We start from the raw sequence: 15,266 nt of genomic DNA, 5'->3' as shown, positions 1-15,266 counted from the left end.
CCGATGACCGGTTTGATCCGGTTCCGATATCGCTGAAGGCCCATGTGGCCGACCATTCGAACAACGCAATCACTGTTCGAAGAGGTACACGAAATGAAAGCGATTCGCATTGCAATCACCGCAGCCGCCGCGCTGCTGCTGTCCGTGGGCGCGCAGGCCGCCGTCGACAACGACGCCGCCGAAGCCCTGATGCGCCAGAACAATTGCACCAAGTGCCACAGCAAGGACAAGGAAAAGGACGGCCCGGCCTTCAAGAAGATCGCCGCCAAGTACAAGGGCAAGGCCGATTCCGAAGCCAGGCTGGTGACGCACCTCACCACGGGCGAGAAGGCCAAGTTCCCCGACGGCCACGAGGAGGAGCACAAGATCGTGAAGACCTCCCCGCCCAAGGACATGAACCAGGTGAAGAACCTGGTGCAGTGGATCCTCGCGCAGTAGTGCCATGCGCTTCCTGAGGACGCTCATCACCCTTCTCGCGCTGCTGTCGGGCGCGGGCGTTTCACACGCCGCACCCGACGCCGCCGCGGCACAGGCGCGGCTCGCCAAGGATGCGATCTGCACCAAGTGCCACGACGAGACGGAGTCGCGTCCTCTCTTCCTGTACCAGACGAAGCACGGCGTGCGCGGCGATTCGCGTGCGCCCACCTGCCAGTCCTGCCACGGCGAGAGCACCGCGCACGCCACGCAGGAGAAGAACCGGCCGTCGCCGGACGTCAATTTCAACAAGGGCGGTGCGTATCCCACCGCGCATGCCAAGGCCCGTGGCCAGAGCTGCATGACCTGCCACCAGGGCGGCAACCGCATGCACTGGGACGGCGGCCAGCACCAGCGGGCCGGCCTCGCATGCAACGACTGCCACAAGGTCCACCAGCCCAAGGACAACGTGCTCACGAAGGCGACCCAGCCCGAGGTCTGCTACGGCTGCCACAAGACGCAGCGCGCCGAGACGCACAAGATCTCCACGCACCCCATCGTGGCCGGCAAGGTCACCTGCTCGGACTGCCACAACCCGCACGGCACCAACTCGAACAAGCTGGTCAAGCGCGCCAACGTCAACGACACCTGCTTCAACTGCCACGCCGAGAAGCGCGGGCCCTTCCTGTGGCAGCACACGTCCGCCAACGACGACTGCATGAACTGCCACACGCCGCACGGCAGCAATGTGGCGCCGCTGCTCAAGGTGCGCGGCCCGTGGCTGTGCCAGCGCTGCCACGCGGAGGTCGCCAACCATCCCGGCAACATCTACAGCGGCGCGCAGCTTCCGGGCGCACCGGCCGTGGGCAACAACCCGCCCGTGCAAGTGGCGTTCCGCGGCTGCTTCAACTGCCACCAGGCGATCCACGGGTCCAACCACCCGGCGGGCCGCAACTTCCTGCGCTAGGCACCGGAGATGACCATGAAGAACTCCCGCCCGCCCATCGCGCTGACCGCCATCGCACTGGCCGTCCTCTCTTGCCAGGCCTGGGCGCAGGACGCGCCCAAGGCCGCCGCCCTCGACCCCGCCGCGGCCGAGATTGTGATGCCCACCAACTACCTCGACATCGGCGGCTACTGGGTCGACGAACCGACGTACAAGTACGGCGAGTACAACGGCCTGCACCGCGAAGGCGTGCGGCCGCTGCTGGACTTCGAGGTGCGCGGTGGCAACGCGTACAAGCAGGACAGCGGCAGCGTCGAGCGCTGGCGCGTCTTCGGCAACAACCTCGGCCTGCCCGTGCGCACGATCGGCGCCGAATACGCGCAGCAAGGCCTGCTGCGCCTTGGCTTCGAATACGACGAACTGCGCCGCAATGCGATCGATGACTACCGCACGGTCTGGAACGGCGCGGGCACGTCGACGCTCACGCTGCCTTCCACTTACCCGGCGGCCGCGGCGCGTACTGCGGCCACGTACACGAACATCCAGACCGCCACCGGCGCGGGCGGCGGCCCTGCCGTCACCATCCCCGCGGCGCTGCAGACCGCCGCGCTTGCAACCGAGCGCAGGCGCCTCACGCTCGCCGGCCAGCTGCAGCTCTCGCCCTTCTGGACCTTCAGCGCCAACGCGCGGACCGAAAAGCGCGAGGGCACCAAGCTCACGGGCGTGGCCTTCGGCGGCTTCCGCGGCGCTTCGGCGCCCGAGCCGATCGACAGCACCACCGACGTCGTCGAGGCGGGCCTGAAGTACGCCAAGGACGACCTGCAGTTCAACGTCGGCTACCTCGGCTCGTTCTTCCACAACCGCGTGAAGGCGTGGTCCGCCGAAAACCCGTTCTTCGTGAATGCGGTGCAGAACAACCTGGCCGTCCTGAGCTCCCCGCCGGACAACCAGATGCACCAGCTGAACCTGGAGGGCGGTTGGCGCATGCGGCCGGACACGCGCGTGACCGTCAGCGGCTCGTACGCGCGCAAGTCTCAGGACGAGCGCTTCGACTACCAGCCCGGCCCCGGCCAGGTGGTGGCGGGAACGAGCGCCAACGCCAAGGAGCTGCAGGAGAACTTCGCGACGCGCGTGTTCCACGTGGTCAACGACCAGCTGGACATCACCGCGGCGTTCCGCTGGGAACACCGCGACTCGCGCACGCCGACCGGCACGTTCTCCTTCGTCGCGGCCGATGCGCCGACCGTGCCGGTAACCGGCACACGCGCGGTCAACAACCTGCCGCAGAACCGCAAGCAGGCCAACTTCACGGTCGATGCGCAGTACGCCATCGCGCAGGGCCGGGTGGTCACGCTCGGCGTGGAACACCAGCGCGTGCGCCGCAGCGTCGACCCGCCGGCCGTGGTGCTGCCGACACAGGAGAACCCGTTCCTGTCCGGCGCGGCCAACGAGAACACGTTGCGCGCCGCGTACCGGCACGAGTTCAACGAGGACACCGCCGCTCGCATCTCCTACTCGCGATCGCAGCGCAACGCCCGCGACTACTTCGACTTCCCGCCGACGGGCAGCCCGCCCGTGTACCTGCAGGTGCCGGGCTTCCGCCAGTTCTTCCTCGCCGCGCGCGACCAGGACCGGCTGCGCGCCTCGGTGGACCATGCCTTCACGAAGGACTGGTCGGTCCAGGCCGCCGTCGAATACCAGGACGACCGCTACCCCTCTCGCTACGGCCTGAAGAAGGCCGGCATGGCGGTGTTCAACCTGGACTCGACTTACCACGTGAACGCCGACCTGGCGCTCAACGGCTTCGTCACCTGGGAAGACGGCCGCACCAGGCAGGACCACTACAACATCACCACGGCGGCGCTGACGTACACGCCCAACCCGGCGTGCCCGGCAACGGCCGCGGCGGGCACCGGCGGCAACATGGCCGACCCTTGCCGCGAATGGGGCGTGACGCAGGCCGACCGCATCCTCACAGCCGGCATCGGCGTGAAGTCCTCGCAGTTCATGGAGGGCAAGCTCACGTTGTCGGCCGACCTCGTGCATTCGCGCGCGCGCACCAACTACAACTTCCGCGGCGGTACGTACAACACGGCCACGCCGCCGCAGTTCATCGCCGCGCAGGACATGCCCGCGATCACCAGCACGATGACCGACGTGCGCCTGGCGGCCCGCTACCAGTTCCGTCCGGATTCGGCGGTGCGCGTGGGCTGGCAGCACCGGCGCCTGAAGTCGTCGGACCCGCAGTTCGATTTGTTCGGCATCACGACCGTGCAGGCGTACATCGGTACCGGCATGTCGGCGCCGAAGTACCGCACCAACACCGTGGCCGTGAGCTACACGTACCAGTTCAGATGAGAGAGCACAGGAGGTTCCCATGAAAACGATCCGCAGGGCGTTCGCGCTCCTTGCCGTCCTCACAGGCGTGGGGCTGGCCCAACCGGCGCTGGCGGCGCTGCCCGATATGGGCAGCGGCGGTGCCGCGCGCGCGGCCACCGCGCAGGAGAAGCTGAAGAAGGAGGCCGTCTGCACCAAGTGCCACGACGAGAGCGACAACGCCCCCGTGCTGCAGATGTACCAGACGAAGCACGGCGTGCGAGGCGACGCCCGCACGCCCGTTTGCCAGACCTGCCACGGCGAGAGCGACCAGCACGTCAAGGGCAAGCCCGGCGCCAAGGGCGACGACAAGCGCCCGCCGGTGGACATCGCCTTCAAGAAGGGCGGCAGCTACCCGCAGGCGCACGACAAGGTGCGCGGCGAGACCTGCATCAGTTGCCACACGGGCGGCAACCGCCTGCACTGGGACGGCGGCCAGCACCAGCAGCAGGGCGTGAGTTGCAACGACTGCCACAGCGTCCACAAGCCTGCCGACAAGGTGATGGCCAAGAACACGCAGGGCGAGGTCTGCTACACCTGCCACAAGAAGCAGCGCGCCGAGACGCACCGCATCAGCACGCACCCCATCGACGCCGGCAAGGTGGCCTGCTCCGACTGCCACAACCCGCACGGCTCCGCCGGCCCGAAGCTGGTGAAGAAGAACACGATCAACGAGACGTGCTTCAACTGCCACGCCGAGAAGCGCGGGCCGTTCCTCTGGAACCACGCCTCGGCCAACGACGACTGCATGAACTGCCACACGCCGCACGGCTCCACCGTCGCCCCGCTGCTGAAGGTGCGCCCGCCGTTCCTGTGCCAGCAGTGCCACGGCAACACCACGCCGCACCCCGGCAACATCTACAGCGGCGCGAGCCTGCCGGGCGGCGTCATCGCCAACATCAACCAGTCGCCCATCAGCGCCACCAACCCGGTCAACCCGCTCACGGGCGCCGCGGTGACCAAGAACAACCCGCCGGTCCAGGCCGCCTACCGCGGCTGCGTGAACTGCCACCAGGCGGTGCACGGGTCCAACCACCCGGGCGGCATCTACCTGATCCGCTGATTCGAGGAGGAAGAAAATGACATCCCGCAAGCCCCCCCTGGCCCTTCGTGCCTCGGTGATCGCGGTGCATGGCGCCCTCGCCGTGTTCGCGAGCGTCGGCATCGCCCATGCCGCCGACGACCCCGCGGTGGCCGAGCTCACCAAGCCGACCAACAACGTCGAGATCGGCGTCATCTACGTCGACGAAGGCTCCGCCAAGTTCGGCGAGTACAACGGCCTCGACGACAAGGGCGCCCGCCTCAACGCCAACGTGGACATCCGCGGCGGCGCCGGCTACGAGCGCGACAGCGGCAGCACGCAGCGCTGGCGCATCTTCGGCAACAACCTGGGCACGAACGCGCGCAGCCTCGGCGGCGAGTATTCGCACCAGGGCAGCTACCGCATCCGGTTCGACTACGACGAGCTGGAGCGCAACTTCAGCGACACCTACCGGTCGCTGTGGCGTGGCGTTGGCACGACCACGCTGGTGCTGCCCGCGGGCTACCCGGCGGCGTCCGCGCGCACCGGCACGGCGGGCCTGGCGAACTGGAACAACGTCCAGACCCCGTTCGCCACCGGCACCACGGGGCAGGGCCCCGGCGTGCTGATCCCCGCGCTGTCGCAGCAGGCCGACATCGGCACCATCCGCAAGAAGCTGGGCCTGGGCGGCGAGGTCAACCTCACCGACAAGTTGTCAGTGAGCCTGAACGCGCGGCAGGAACGCAAGGACGGCACCAAGCTCACGGGCATGGCGTTCGGCGGCTTCCGCGGCGCACTGCTGGCCGAGCCGATCGACAGCGAGACGACCATTGCCGAAGCGCAGATGCGCTACACCTTCAGCAAGGACGCACAGGTGGGCGTCGGCTACAACGTCTCGCGCTACCGCAACAGCGTGGACACGTTCACGGCGGAAAACCCGTTCGCCAACAACGTCACCATCAACAACCGCATCATGGGCAATGGCGCGCCCGACAACACGATGCACCAGTGGACGCTGGACGGCAGCTGGCGCTTCATGCCGACGCTCAAGCTCGTGGTGGCCGGCTCGCGCAGCACCATGAAGCAGGACGAACCGTTCTACTACCAGTCGGTCGCCGGCTGGTCGGTGCCCGGCGCGGCGTCGAACTCGCGCGAAACCCAGACCAACCTCGTGGCGCGCCTGACGGCCAACCCGATGAAGGACCTGGACATCAACGCCGCGTACAAGCTGGACCACCGCGACAACCGCTCGCCGATCCGCACCTACGTGGTCGGCGTGCAGGGCGACAACACCGCCACCCCGAGCGCGGGGACCACGTTCAGCAACGTGCCGCTCAACCGCAAGCAGCAGACGCTGTCGCTCGACGGCCGCTACAACATCGCGCCGGCGCAGTCGGTGACCGCAGGCTACGAGCACATCCGCATCGAACGCACGGCGGACTCGCGCAACCACCCGACCTCCGACGAGCTGAGCAACCCGTTCGCCTCGGCGCGCGCCGACGAGGACGTGTTCAAGCTCGGTTACCGCCATGCGTTCAGCGACGCGGTGACGGGCCAGGTGACTTACCAGCACGGCCGGCGCAAGGCGCACGATTACGAGGAGCCGACGGTCAACGCCCCCGGCTCGTCCGCCAACGTCGGCTTCTTCAGCGAGGTGCCGGGCTTCCGCCAGTTCTTCCTGAACGACCGCAACCGCGACAAGCTGCGCGCAACCGTGGACGTGCAGGCCAGCGAGCAGGTCTTCCTGCAGGCCGGAGTGGACTACATCGAGGACCGCTTCCCGGCGGCCTACGGGGTGAAGAAGACCGGCAGCCAGGCCTTCAACCTCGACGGCACGTACACCGCGAGCGAGAAGCTCAGCTTCAACGGCTTCGTGAGCTACGAGACGGCCAAGACGCGCGTGGAGAACTACCAGATCCCGGTGGCCCGCGTCGCGACCAACCCGGCGCCGACCACGCCCCATGCGGCCGGCACCTGCGCGCCGTACAGCAACGCCGCCGCGCTGCCGACCGACTACCTGACGGACAGCTGCCGGCAGTACAGCTACCAGCAGGGCGACAACGTGTGGACGGTGGGCCTCGGTGCCAAGTCCACGCAGTTCCTGGGCGGCAAGCTCACGCTGACGGCGGACGTGTCGTACTCGCGCGCGAAGACGAACATCGACTTCACGGGCGGCACGTACTACAGCAACGGCGTGTCGCAGAACGTGTACGTGCTCGCGCAGAACATGCCCGCGATCACGAGCACCATGACGGACTTCCGCCTCGGCGCCGTGTACTCGTTCAGCAAGCAGTCGGCCGTGAAGTTCGGCTGGCAGCACCGGCGCCTGCGTTCGAGCGACCCGCAGTTCGACCTGTTCGGCATCACCGCCGTGCAGGCCTACATCGGGCCGGGCATGACGTCGCCCAACTACAGCGTCAACGCAGTGAGCGTGACCTATGTCCACAGCTTCCGGTGATGACGGCGGGGGCGGCGGCTTCATCCGCCGCACCTGGGCTGCGCTGAACCGCCCGAGCACGAAATACTCCGTGCTCGTGCTCGGGGTGGTGTTCTTCGTCGGCGGCATCCTCTTCTGGGGCGGTTTCCACACCGGCCTGGAGATGACCAACACGATGGAGTTCTGCACCACGTGCCACGAGATGCGCGAGAACGTCTACGCGGAGTACAAGGAGACCATCCACTTCAGCAACCGAAGCGGCGTGCGCGCCAAGTGCTCCGACTGCCACGTGCCCCACGAGTGGGGCCCGAAGATGAAGCGCAAGATGCAGGCGAGCATGGAGCTGTGGGGCAAGCTCACCGGCTACGTGGACACCAAGGAGAAGTTCGAGAAGCACCGCATGGAGATGGCCACGCACGAGTGGGAGCGGATGAAGGCGAACGGCTCGCAGGAGTGCCGCAACTGCCACAGCTTCGACGCGATGAGCGCCGAGTACCAGAAGCAGACGCCCTACAAGAAGCACATGAAGGCGCGGGAAGAGGGCAAGACCTGCATCGACTGCCACAAGGGCATCGCGCACAAGCTGCCGAAGGAATACAAAGACCCTGACGAGTGAGGGGTGGGGTGGGCCGGGGTTGACCCACGTCAACCGTCCGGCGGGAGGCGGCCCGAACAATCGGGTTCATGTTGAGCGCCCGCCACCTGACCTGCATCCGCGGCGACCGGCCCCTGTTCGAAGGGGTCGGCTTTTCGCTGTCCGCGGGCCAGTGGGCGCACGTCCGCGGCGGCAACGGCGTGGGCAAGACCAGCCTGCTGCGCATCCTGGCGGGCCTGAGCCCCGCCGCCGAGGGGGAGATCCTCTGGGGCGGTGAGCCCATCGGCAGCGAAGCCTTCCGCCGCGAACTCATGTACCTGGGTCACCAGCCCGCCGTCAAGGAAGACCTGTCCGCGCTGGAGAACCTGCAGCTGGCCGCGGGCCTGGACGGCGACGTGCTGGAAGTGGCCGACGCCGAGCGCGCGCTGCGCCGGTTCGGGCTGGCGGGCCGTGAAGACCTGCCGGTGCGATTCCTCTCCGCCGGCCAGAAGCGCCGGGTGCTGCTGGCCCGCACGCTCACCCGCAAGGCGAAGCTCTGGATCCTCGACGAGCCCTTCACCGCGCTGGACGTGAACGCCGTGCAGATGCTGGCCGGGATCGTCCGTGACCATCTGGCGGCAGGCGGCATGGCCGTCCTCACCAGCCACCAGGAGATCCCGCTCGAAGCCGCTGTGGTCGTCGACCTTTCGCTTCATGGCGCGCAACCGGTCGCCCGCCCCGTGGCGCAGATGCAGGCGGTGCAGGCATGAAAGCCCTCGTCACCATCGTCCGCCGCGACCTGCTGCTGGCCATGCGCCGCAAGGCCGAGATCCTGACCGCGCTGTTCTTCTTCGTGATCGTCACCAGCCTGTTCCCGCTGGGCATCGGCGCCGAGCCGGCGCTGCTGCGCAAGATCGCGCCCGGCGTGCTGTGGGTCGGCGCGCTGCTCGCCACGATGCTGGGCCTGCAGCGCATGTACGCCGCCGACCATGCCGACGGCACGCTGGAGCAGATGCTGCTGTCGCCCAGTGCCTTGCCGCTGCTGGTGCTGGGCAAGAACATCGCGCACTGGATCGTGTGTGGGCTGCCCCTCGTTGTCCTCGCGCCCATCCTCGGCGTGCAGTACGACCTGCGCGGCGAGCCGCTTTGCGTGCTGACCATCGGCCTGCTGATCGGCACGCCCATCCTGTCGGTCATCGGCTCCATCGGCGCCGCGCTCACGCTGGGCGTGCGCGGCGGCGGGCCGCTGCTGTCGCTGCTGGTGCTGCCGCTCTACATCCCCGCGCTGATCTTCGGCGCGGGTGCGGTGCATGCGCAGATCGGCGGCACGGGCGCCGAGGGGCACCTGTCGCTGCTGGGCGCGCTGTTCGCCACTTCCCTGTTCTTCGCGCCGTGGGCCTCCACCGCCGCATTGAGGATCGCACTCGAATGAGTACGCACAAGATCATCCACTGGTTCAGGTTCTCCAGCCCGTCGACCTTCTACCCGGCCGCGGGCAAGCTCATCCCCTTCTTCTGGGCGCTGGCCCTGCTGTTCGGCGCGGCGGGCCTGTGGGTCAGCTTCTTCGTCGCGCCCACCGACGCGGTGCAGGGCGAGGGCTACCGCATCATCTTCGTGCACGTGCCCGCGTCGTGGATGTCGATGTTCATCTACTGCGTGATGGCCGCGTGGGCCGCCGCGGGCCTGGCCTTCAACACGCGCCTGTCGTCGATGATGGCGCAGGCGCTCGCGCCCACCGGCGCGCTCATGGCGTTCCTTTCTCTGTGGACCGGCGCGCTCTGGGGCAAGCCGATGTGGGGCACGTGGTGGGTCTGGGACGCGCGGCTGACTTCCGAGCTGATCCTGCTGTTCCTCTACCTCGGCTTCATGGCGCTGCAGGCCGCCATCGACGACCCGCGCCGCGCGGACAAGGCCGGCGCCATCCTCGCGCTCGTGGGCGTGGTGAACGTGCCGATCATCTATTTCTCGGTCAAGTGGTGGAACACGCTGCACCAAGGCGCGTCCGTGTCGCTGACCAAGGCGCCGTCGATGGCGCAGACCATGTTCCTCGGGATGATCCTGATGGCCCTGTGCTTCTGGATGTATGCCATCGCCTGCGCGCTGACGCGCGTGCGCGCCGTGATCTTGGAACGCGAGTCGCACACCGACTGGGTGCGCCGCGTGGCCCTGAAGGAGGTCGTGGCATGAACTGGGGTTCCCTCTCCGATTTCCTCGCCATGGGTGGCCATGGCTTCTACGTGTGGGGCAGCTTCGGCGCCGCGCTGCTGGTGATGGTGGCCGAGCCGCTGATGCTGGCGCAACGCCGTCGCGCGGCCCTGCGCCAGCTGCGCCGCCGCGCACGCGCCGAACAATTCGAACTGCAGGAGCAGCCGACGTGAAGAACTGGAAGAAGCGCGGCGCGATCATCGCCGCGGGGCTGTTGACGCTGGGGGTGGCCTCGGCGCTCGTGCTCAACGCCCTCAACAGCAACATCGCCTTGTATGTCACGCCGAGCGAAGTGGCGGCCGGCAAGGCGCCGAAGGAAAGCGTGTTCCGCATCGGCGGCATGGTCAAGGAGGGCTCGATCCGCCGCGACAACCTCACCGTGCACTTCGTCGTGACCGACACCGCACGCGAGATCCCGGTGCAGTACACCGGCATCCTCCCGGACCTGTTCAAGGAAGGCAAGGGCGCCGTGGTGCAGGGCCGTCTGGACCCCAGCGGCAAATTCACCGCGAACGAAGTGCTCGCCAAGCACGACGAGAACTACATGCCGCCCGCCGCGCAGCATGCGGTGGACCAGGCCAAGCGTGCGCAGGACGCACAAGGAGCGAAGAAGTGATCGCCGAACTGGGCCATTTCGCGCTGATCCTCGCGCTGTGCGTCGCGTGCGTGCTCGGCACGCTGCCGCTCGCGGGCGCGCAGCTCGGTCGCAAGCCGTGGATGGCGCTCGCGCGGCCCGCGGCGCAGACGATGTTCCTGCTGGTCGCACTCGCGTTCGGCCTGCTCGCGTGGTGCTTCTACGCGAACGACTTTTCCGTGAGCTACGTCGCGCAGCACTCCAACACGCAACTGCCCACGCCGTACCGCCTCTCCGCGGTGTGGGGCGGCCATGAAGGCTCGCTGCTGCTGTGGGTGCTGATGCTCGCCGGCTGGACCTTCGCCGTCGCGCAGCTTTCGCGCTCGCTCGACGACGCCACCGTCGCGCGCGTGCTGGGCGTGCTGGGCCTCGTCGCCGTGAGCCTGCTGCTCTTCGTGCTCTTCACCTCCAACCCCTTCGAGCGCCTGCTGCCCGCCGCGCCGAACGGCCGCGACCTGAACCCGCTGCTGCAGGACCCGGGCCTCGTGTTCCACCCGCCGATGCTCTACATGGGTTATGTCGGCTTCTCCGTCGCCTTTGCCTTCGCCATCGCGGCCCTGCTCGGTGGCAAGCTCGACGCCACCTGGGCGCGCTGGTCGCGGCCGTGGACGATGGCCGCGTGGATCTTCCTCACGCTGGGCATCGCGCTCGGTTCCTGGTGGGCCTATTACGAGCTGGGCTGGGGCGGCTGGTGGTTCTGGGACCCGGTGGAGAACGCCTCGTTCATGCCGTGGCTGGTGGGCACGGCGTTGCTGCACTCGCTGATCGTGAGCGACCAGCGCGGCTCGTTCAAGAACTGGACCGTGCTGCTGGCCATCGGCGCCTTCTCGTTGTCGCTGCTCGGTACCTTCCTCGTGCGCTCCGGCGTGTTGACCTCGGTGCATGCGTTCGCGAGCGACCCGCGCCGCGGCGTGTTCATCCTGGTGCTGCTGGTGCTGGTGGTCGGCGCTTCGCTGGCGCTGTTCGCCTGGCGCGCGCCGAAGGTGGGCCTCGGCGGCCGCTTCGACCTCGTGTCGCGCGAGACCATGCTGCTGCTGGGCAACGTGATGCTGGTGGTGGCCTCGGCCTCCGTGCTGCTCGGCACGCTGTACCCGCTGATCGTCGACGCGCTGAACGTCGGCAAGATCTCCGTCGGCCCGCCGTACTTCAACGCGGTGTTCGTGCCGCTGATGGTGCCGGTGCTGGTTCTGATGGGCATCGCGCCCTTCGCCAACTGGAAGCAGGCGAAGCTCTCCGACATCGCGCGCAAGCTGCGCCTCGCGGGTGCGGTGGCCGTGGTTGCGGCGGCAGGCATCCCTGTCCTCATGGGCGAGTGGACCGTGCTCACCTCGCTGGGTATGGGCCTGGCCTTCTGGGTCGGTGGCCTCACGATCGTGCAAACCGTCAAGCGCCTGCGCGCCGGCCGCCCGCCGCTTGCCTTCTGGAGCATGCAGCTGGGCCACTTCGGCATCGCCGTCTTCGTCGTCGGCGTCACCATGGTCGGCGGCTACCAGCAGGAGAAGGACGTGCGCATGGAGCCGGGCGACACGGTGCACGTGGGCGGCTATGAATTCCGCTTCCTCGGCGTGAAAAACGTCAAGGGCCCCAACTACGATGCGGCCCGCGGCGACTTCGAGCTGCTGCAGGGTGGCAAGGTACTGCGCACGCTGCAACCGGAGAAGCGCAACTACTTCTCTTCCGAGATGCCCATGACCGAAGCCGCCATCGACACCGGCTTCACCCGCGACGTCTACGTGTCGCTCGGCGAGCCACTGGAGAAGCAGGCCTGGGCCGTGCGTGTCTACTACAAGCCCTTCGTGGACTGGATCTGGGGCGGCTGCGTGCTGATGGCGCTGGGCGGCGTCTGCGCGCTGGCCGACCGCCGCCGCCGCCGCGCCGTGAAGGAATCCACCGAAGTCCCCGCAGCCGCCGCGCTGCAAGGCAGTGCCCCATGAAAGCCAAGTACCTCATCCCGCTCGCGCTGTTCGTCGTGCTCGCCGGCTTCCTCGGCGTGGGCCTGACCAAGAACCCGCGCGAGGTGCCGTCACCGCTGGTCAACAAGGCCGCGCCGCAGTTCGCCATCCCGCAGCTCGTCGCCGACAAGAATTTCTCGCCGGCCGACATGAAGGGCAAGGTGTGGATGCTCAACGTGTGGGCTTCGTGGTGCGTCGCGTGCCGCGTCGAGCATCCGCTGCTGGTCGAACTTTCCAAGGCCAACATCGTCCCGGTCATCGGCCTGGACTACAAGGACCAGCGGCCGGACGCGATGAAGTTCCTGGCGCAGAACGGCGACCCCTACACGCTGTCGGCGATGGACATCGACGGCCGCGTCGGCATCGACTACGGCGTCTACGGCGTGCCGGAGACCTTCATCATCGACAAGCACGGGGTGATCCGCCACAAGCAGATCGGGCCGATCACGCCCGAGGCGCTGAAGGACACGATCCTGCCGCTGATCAAGGAGCTCAACGCGTCATGAGAGCCCTCATCGTTTTGCTGATGGCGCTGGCCGTGTTTGCATCGGCGCACGCAAAGGAAGCCGTTTCGATGGCCGAAGACCCGGTGATCGAGCAGCGCCTGCTGGTGATCTCCGAGGAGATGCGCTGCCTCGTGTGCCAGAACGAATCCCTCGCGGGCTCTCGCTCGGAACTGGCCAACGACCTGCGCGCGCAGATCCGCCAGCAGATCAAGCTGGGCAAGACCGACGACGAGATCCGCGAGTACATGGTGTCGCGTTACGGCGATTTCGTGCTGTACCGCCCGCCGGTGAAGGCCACCACGATCCTGCTGTGGGTGGGGCCGTTCCTGATCCTGGCCGGTGCCGTCGCCGTGCTGTTCCAACACCTGCGCGCCAACGCGCGCCGGCCTGACGACGAAGAGGCCACGACATGACCGCTTTCCTGCTCACCGCCGCCGCGCTGGCGCTGGCGACGATGTTCCTCACGCTGCGGCCGCTCGTGTTCGCGCGCGGTTTTGCGCGACCGACGAAGACGCTGCTTGGTGGCGCCCTTGCGATCCCTGTAGCGGCTTCGTTGATGTATCTCGGCTTGGGTAACCCGTCTGCCCTGGGTGAACATGCCGCGCAGGACCCGCAGCAGGCCGAAGTGGAGAAGATGGTCGCCGACTTCGCCGCCAAGATGGCGGCAAACCCCGGCGACGCCAAGGGCTGGGCCCTCCTGGCGCGCTCGTACAAGGTGATGGGCCGTGCCGCCGACGCCGCGCAAGCCTACGAGAAGGCGATGCCTGCGATCAAGGACGATGCGGGCGAGCTCGCCAACTATGCGGATTCCGCCGGCTCGGTCGCGGGCGGCAACCTGCAGGGCAAGCCCGCGCAGCTGATCGAGCAGGCGCTGAAGGTCGACCCCAACCACCCGATGGCCCTGTGGCTCTCCGGCACCGTGTCGTTGCAGCGCAAGGACTACGACCGTGCGGTCGCCACGTGGGAGAAGCTGCAGAAGCTGCTGCCCGCCGATGGCGACGATGCGCGTGAGATTCGTGGTGCACTGGCCGATGCGCGTGCTCGTGCGGGCAAGCCGGCGCTGCCGGTGGAGGCACCGGTGCAGACCGCTGCTGCCGCCGCGCCCTCGGGCTCCAGTGTCTCCGGCACGGTCGAACTCGCTGCATCGGTGAAGGCGAACGCCAGGCCCGACGACATCGTGATGATCATCGCGCGCCCCATTGGCACCCGCATGCCTGTCGCCGTGATGCGCGCCCGCGTCGCCGAACTCCCGCTGAAGTTCACCCTCGATGACTCGCTCGCCATGAGCCCGCAGGCTCGCATCTCCGGCGTGGCCGAGGTGGAGGTCGAGGCGCGTGTGTCGAAGACCGGGCAGGCCAAGGCGGAGGCGGGAGACCTCGTGTCGGCCGTGCAGACCGTCAAAGTGGGTGCATCCGGCTTGAAAGTTGCAGTCGACACCGTGCGATGAGCTTGACGCGATTATGCCTGTATTGGCATAATCGTCATCAATGGGGGCCCCGCCGCGCAAACCGGTCAAGTGGGTCGGGTCGGCAAAGCGGGATTTGGTGGACATGCCGGACGACGTGCAAGACGTCTTCGGCTTCGCCATCGACATGGCGCAGGCAGGTGGCCGCCATCCGGATGCGAAGGTATTGAGCGGGTTTGGGTCGGCGGCCGTCCTCGAAGTGATCGAGGATTTCCGCGGTGACACGTACCGGGCCGTCTATACGGTGAGGTTCGCGGGCTGGGTGTATGTCCTGCATTGCTTCCAGAAGAAGTCCAAGAGCGGCATCGCTACGCCGCGGCAGGACATGGAGCTGATCGCGGCGCGCCTGAAGGCCGCCGAAATCGATCATGCGGCTTGGCTGGCAAAGCAAGGAGTAAAGCAATGAGCCGATCCAATCCCACCGCCATCGAAGAAGGCAGCACCAATGTCTACGAAGACCTGGGTTACGCACACGCTGCCGAAATGCAGCGCAAGGCGCAGCTCGCTGCGGAGATCGCGCGCACGATCCAGGCGCGCGGCCTGACGCAGCAGGATGCCGCCGCGTTGGTGGGTATCGACCAGTCGAAGATCTCGCGCATCACGCGCGGGCAATTCCGCGGGATCAGCGAAGCCAAGCTGCTCGACCTGGTCACCAAGCTGGGCCACGACGTGAAGATCGTGATCGGCCCGATCCAACGCCGCGCCGGCAGGATCGAGCTGCAGTTCGCCTGACCGA

Annotated in this window: 17 protein-coding genes; all 17 read left to right on the top strand. The window is 67.6% G+C overall.

Translation table 11 applies throughout. The features are described 5' to 3' along the window. Positions 1 to 93 precede the first annotated feature (93 nt). The 17 genes from H8R02_RS08460 to H8R02_RS08380 all read left to right on the top strand — a co-directional run bounded on the left by H8R02_RS08460 (position 94) and on the right by H8R02_RS08380 (position 15,262). Positions 94 to 438 carry a c-type cytochrome gene (locus H8R02_RS08460; protein ID WP_187080949.1) on the top strand — a complete coding sequence of 115 codons (345 nt, stop codon included), beginning with the start codon at positions 94 to 96 and terminating at the stop codon, positions 436 to 438. 4 nt (positions 439 to 442) lie between these two features. Then, positions 443 to 1,381 carry a DmsE family decaheme c-type cytochrome gene (locus H8R02_RS08455; RefSeq protein ID WP_187080948.1) on the top strand — a complete coding sequence of 313 codons (939 nt, stop codon included), beginning with the start codon at positions 443 to 445 and terminating at the stop codon, positions 1,379 to 1,381. 15 nt (positions 1,382 to 1,396) lie between these two features. Then, complete coding sequence (locus tag H8R02_RS08450) at positions 1,397 to 3,718, top strand: MtrB/PioB family decaheme-associated outer membrane protein (RefSeq protein WP_187080947.1); 2,322 nt, start codon at positions 1,397 to 1,399, stop codon at positions 3,716 to 3,718. Between the two features lie 19 nt (positions 3,719 to 3,737). Next, positions 3,738 to 4,799 (top strand): DmsE family decaheme c-type cytochrome, encoded by a 1,062-nt coding sequence (locus H8R02_RS08445; protein ID WP_187080946.1) that lies wholly within the window; start codon positions 3,738 to 3,740, stop codon positions 4,797 to 4,799. 16 nt (positions 4,800 to 4,815) lie between these two features. Next, positions 4,816 to 7,215 (top strand): MtrB/PioB family decaheme-associated outer membrane protein, encoded by a 2,400-nt coding sequence (locus H8R02_RS08440; RefSeq protein WP_187080945.1) that lies wholly within the window; start codon positions 4,816 to 4,818, stop codon positions 7,213 to 7,215. Then, positions 7,196 to 7,810 carry a NapC/NirT family cytochrome c gene (locus H8R02_RS08435; protein WP_187080944.1) on the top strand — a complete coding sequence of 205 codons (615 nt, stop codon included), beginning with the start codon at positions 7,196 to 7,198 and terminating at the stop codon, positions 7,808 to 7,810. The genes H8R02_RS08440 and H8R02_RS08435 overlap by 20 nt, the downstream gene beginning before the upstream one ends. Before the next feature lie 68 nt (positions 7,811 to 7,878). Continuing rightward, the gene (gene ccmA, locus H8R02_RS08430; RefSeq protein ID WP_187080943.1) at positions 7,879 to 8,538 is read left to right on the top strand and encodes a cytochrome c biogenesis heme-transporting ATPase CcmA; all 660 of its coding nucleotides are present in this window, start codon (positions 7,879 to 7,881) and stop codon (positions 8,536 to 8,538) included. Further along, positions 8,535 to 9,200 (top strand): heme exporter protein CcmB, encoded by a 666-nt coding sequence (gene ccmB / locus H8R02_RS08425; RefSeq protein ID WP_187080942.1) that lies wholly within the window; start codon positions 8,535 to 8,537, stop codon positions 9,198 to 9,200. Before ccmA ends, ccmB begins: the two co-directional genes overlap by 4 nt. Beyond that, positions 9,197 to 9,955 carry a heme ABC transporter permease CcmC gene (gene ccmC, locus H8R02_RS08420; protein ID WP_187080941.1) on the top strand — a complete coding sequence of 253 codons (759 nt, stop codon included), beginning with the start codon at positions 9,197 to 9,199 and terminating at the stop codon, positions 9,953 to 9,955. Before ccmB ends, ccmC begins: the two co-directional genes overlap by 4 nt. After that, positions 9,952 to 10,146, top strand: coding sequence for a heme exporter protein CcmD (ccmD, locus tag H8R02_RS08415; RefSeq protein WP_187080940.1), 195 nt, complete (start codon positions 9,952 to 9,954; stop codon positions 10,144 to 10,146). The genes ccmC and ccmD overlap by 4 nt, the downstream gene beginning before the upstream one ends. Next, a complete protein-coding gene (ccmE, locus tag H8R02_RS08410) occupies positions 10,143 to 10,589 on the top strand; it encodes a cytochrome c maturation protein CcmE (RefSeq protein ID WP_187080939.1) in 447 nt (148 codons plus the stop codon). The genes ccmD and ccmE overlap by 4 nt, the downstream gene beginning before the upstream one ends. Continuing rightward, on the top strand, positions 10,586 to 12,541 hold the full coding sequence (locus tag H8R02_RS08405) for a heme lyase CcmF/NrfE family subunit (RefSeq protein WP_187080938.1): 1,956 nt from the start codon (positions 10,586 to 10,588) through the stop codon (positions 12,539 to 12,541). Before ccmE ends, H8R02_RS08405 begins: the two co-directional genes overlap by 4 nt. Continuing rightward, positions 12,538 to 13,065, top strand: coding sequence for a DsbE family thiol:disulfide interchange protein (locus H8R02_RS08400; protein ID WP_187080937.1), 528 nt, complete (start codon positions 12,538 to 12,540; stop codon positions 13,063 to 13,065). Before H8R02_RS08405 ends, H8R02_RS08400 begins: the two co-directional genes overlap by 4 nt. Further along, the gene (locus H8R02_RS08395) at positions 13,062 to 13,478 is read left to right on the top strand and encodes a cytochrome c-type biogenesis protein (RefSeq protein ID WP_187080936.1); all 417 of its coding nucleotides are present in this window, start codon (positions 13,062 to 13,064) and stop codon (positions 13,476 to 13,478) included. The genes H8R02_RS08400 and H8R02_RS08395 overlap by 4 nt, the downstream gene beginning before the upstream one ends. Then, positions 13,475 to 14,512, top strand: coding sequence for a tetratricopeptide repeat protein (locus H8R02_RS08390; protein WP_187080935.1), 1,038 nt, complete (start codon positions 13,475 to 13,477; stop codon positions 14,510 to 14,512). The genes H8R02_RS08395 and H8R02_RS08390 overlap by 4 nt, the downstream gene beginning before the upstream one ends. Before the next feature lie 40 nt (positions 14,513 to 14,552). Next, positions 14,553 to 14,936 carry a type II toxin-antitoxin system RelE/ParE family toxin gene (locus H8R02_RS08385; RefSeq protein WP_187080934.1) on the top strand — a complete coding sequence of 128 codons (384 nt, stop codon included), beginning with the start codon at positions 14,553 to 14,555 and terminating at the stop codon, positions 14,934 to 14,936. Then, on the top strand, positions 14,933 to 15,262 hold the full coding sequence (locus tag H8R02_RS08380; RefSeq protein ID WP_187080933.1) for a helix-turn-helix domain-containing protein: 330 nt from the start codon (positions 14,933 to 14,935) through the stop codon (positions 15,260 to 15,262). Before H8R02_RS08385 ends, H8R02_RS08380 begins: the two co-directional genes overlap by 4 nt. Positions 15,263 to 15,266: the final 4 nt, after the last annotated feature.

The sequence above is a fragment of the Ramlibacter albus genome (assembly GCF_014297445.1).
Classification (GTDB): Bacteria; Pseudomonadota; Gammaproteobacteria; order Burkholderiales; family Burkholderiaceae_C; genus Ramlibacter; species Ramlibacter albus.
This window is presented reverse-complemented; position numbering and strand designations above follow the sequence as displayed.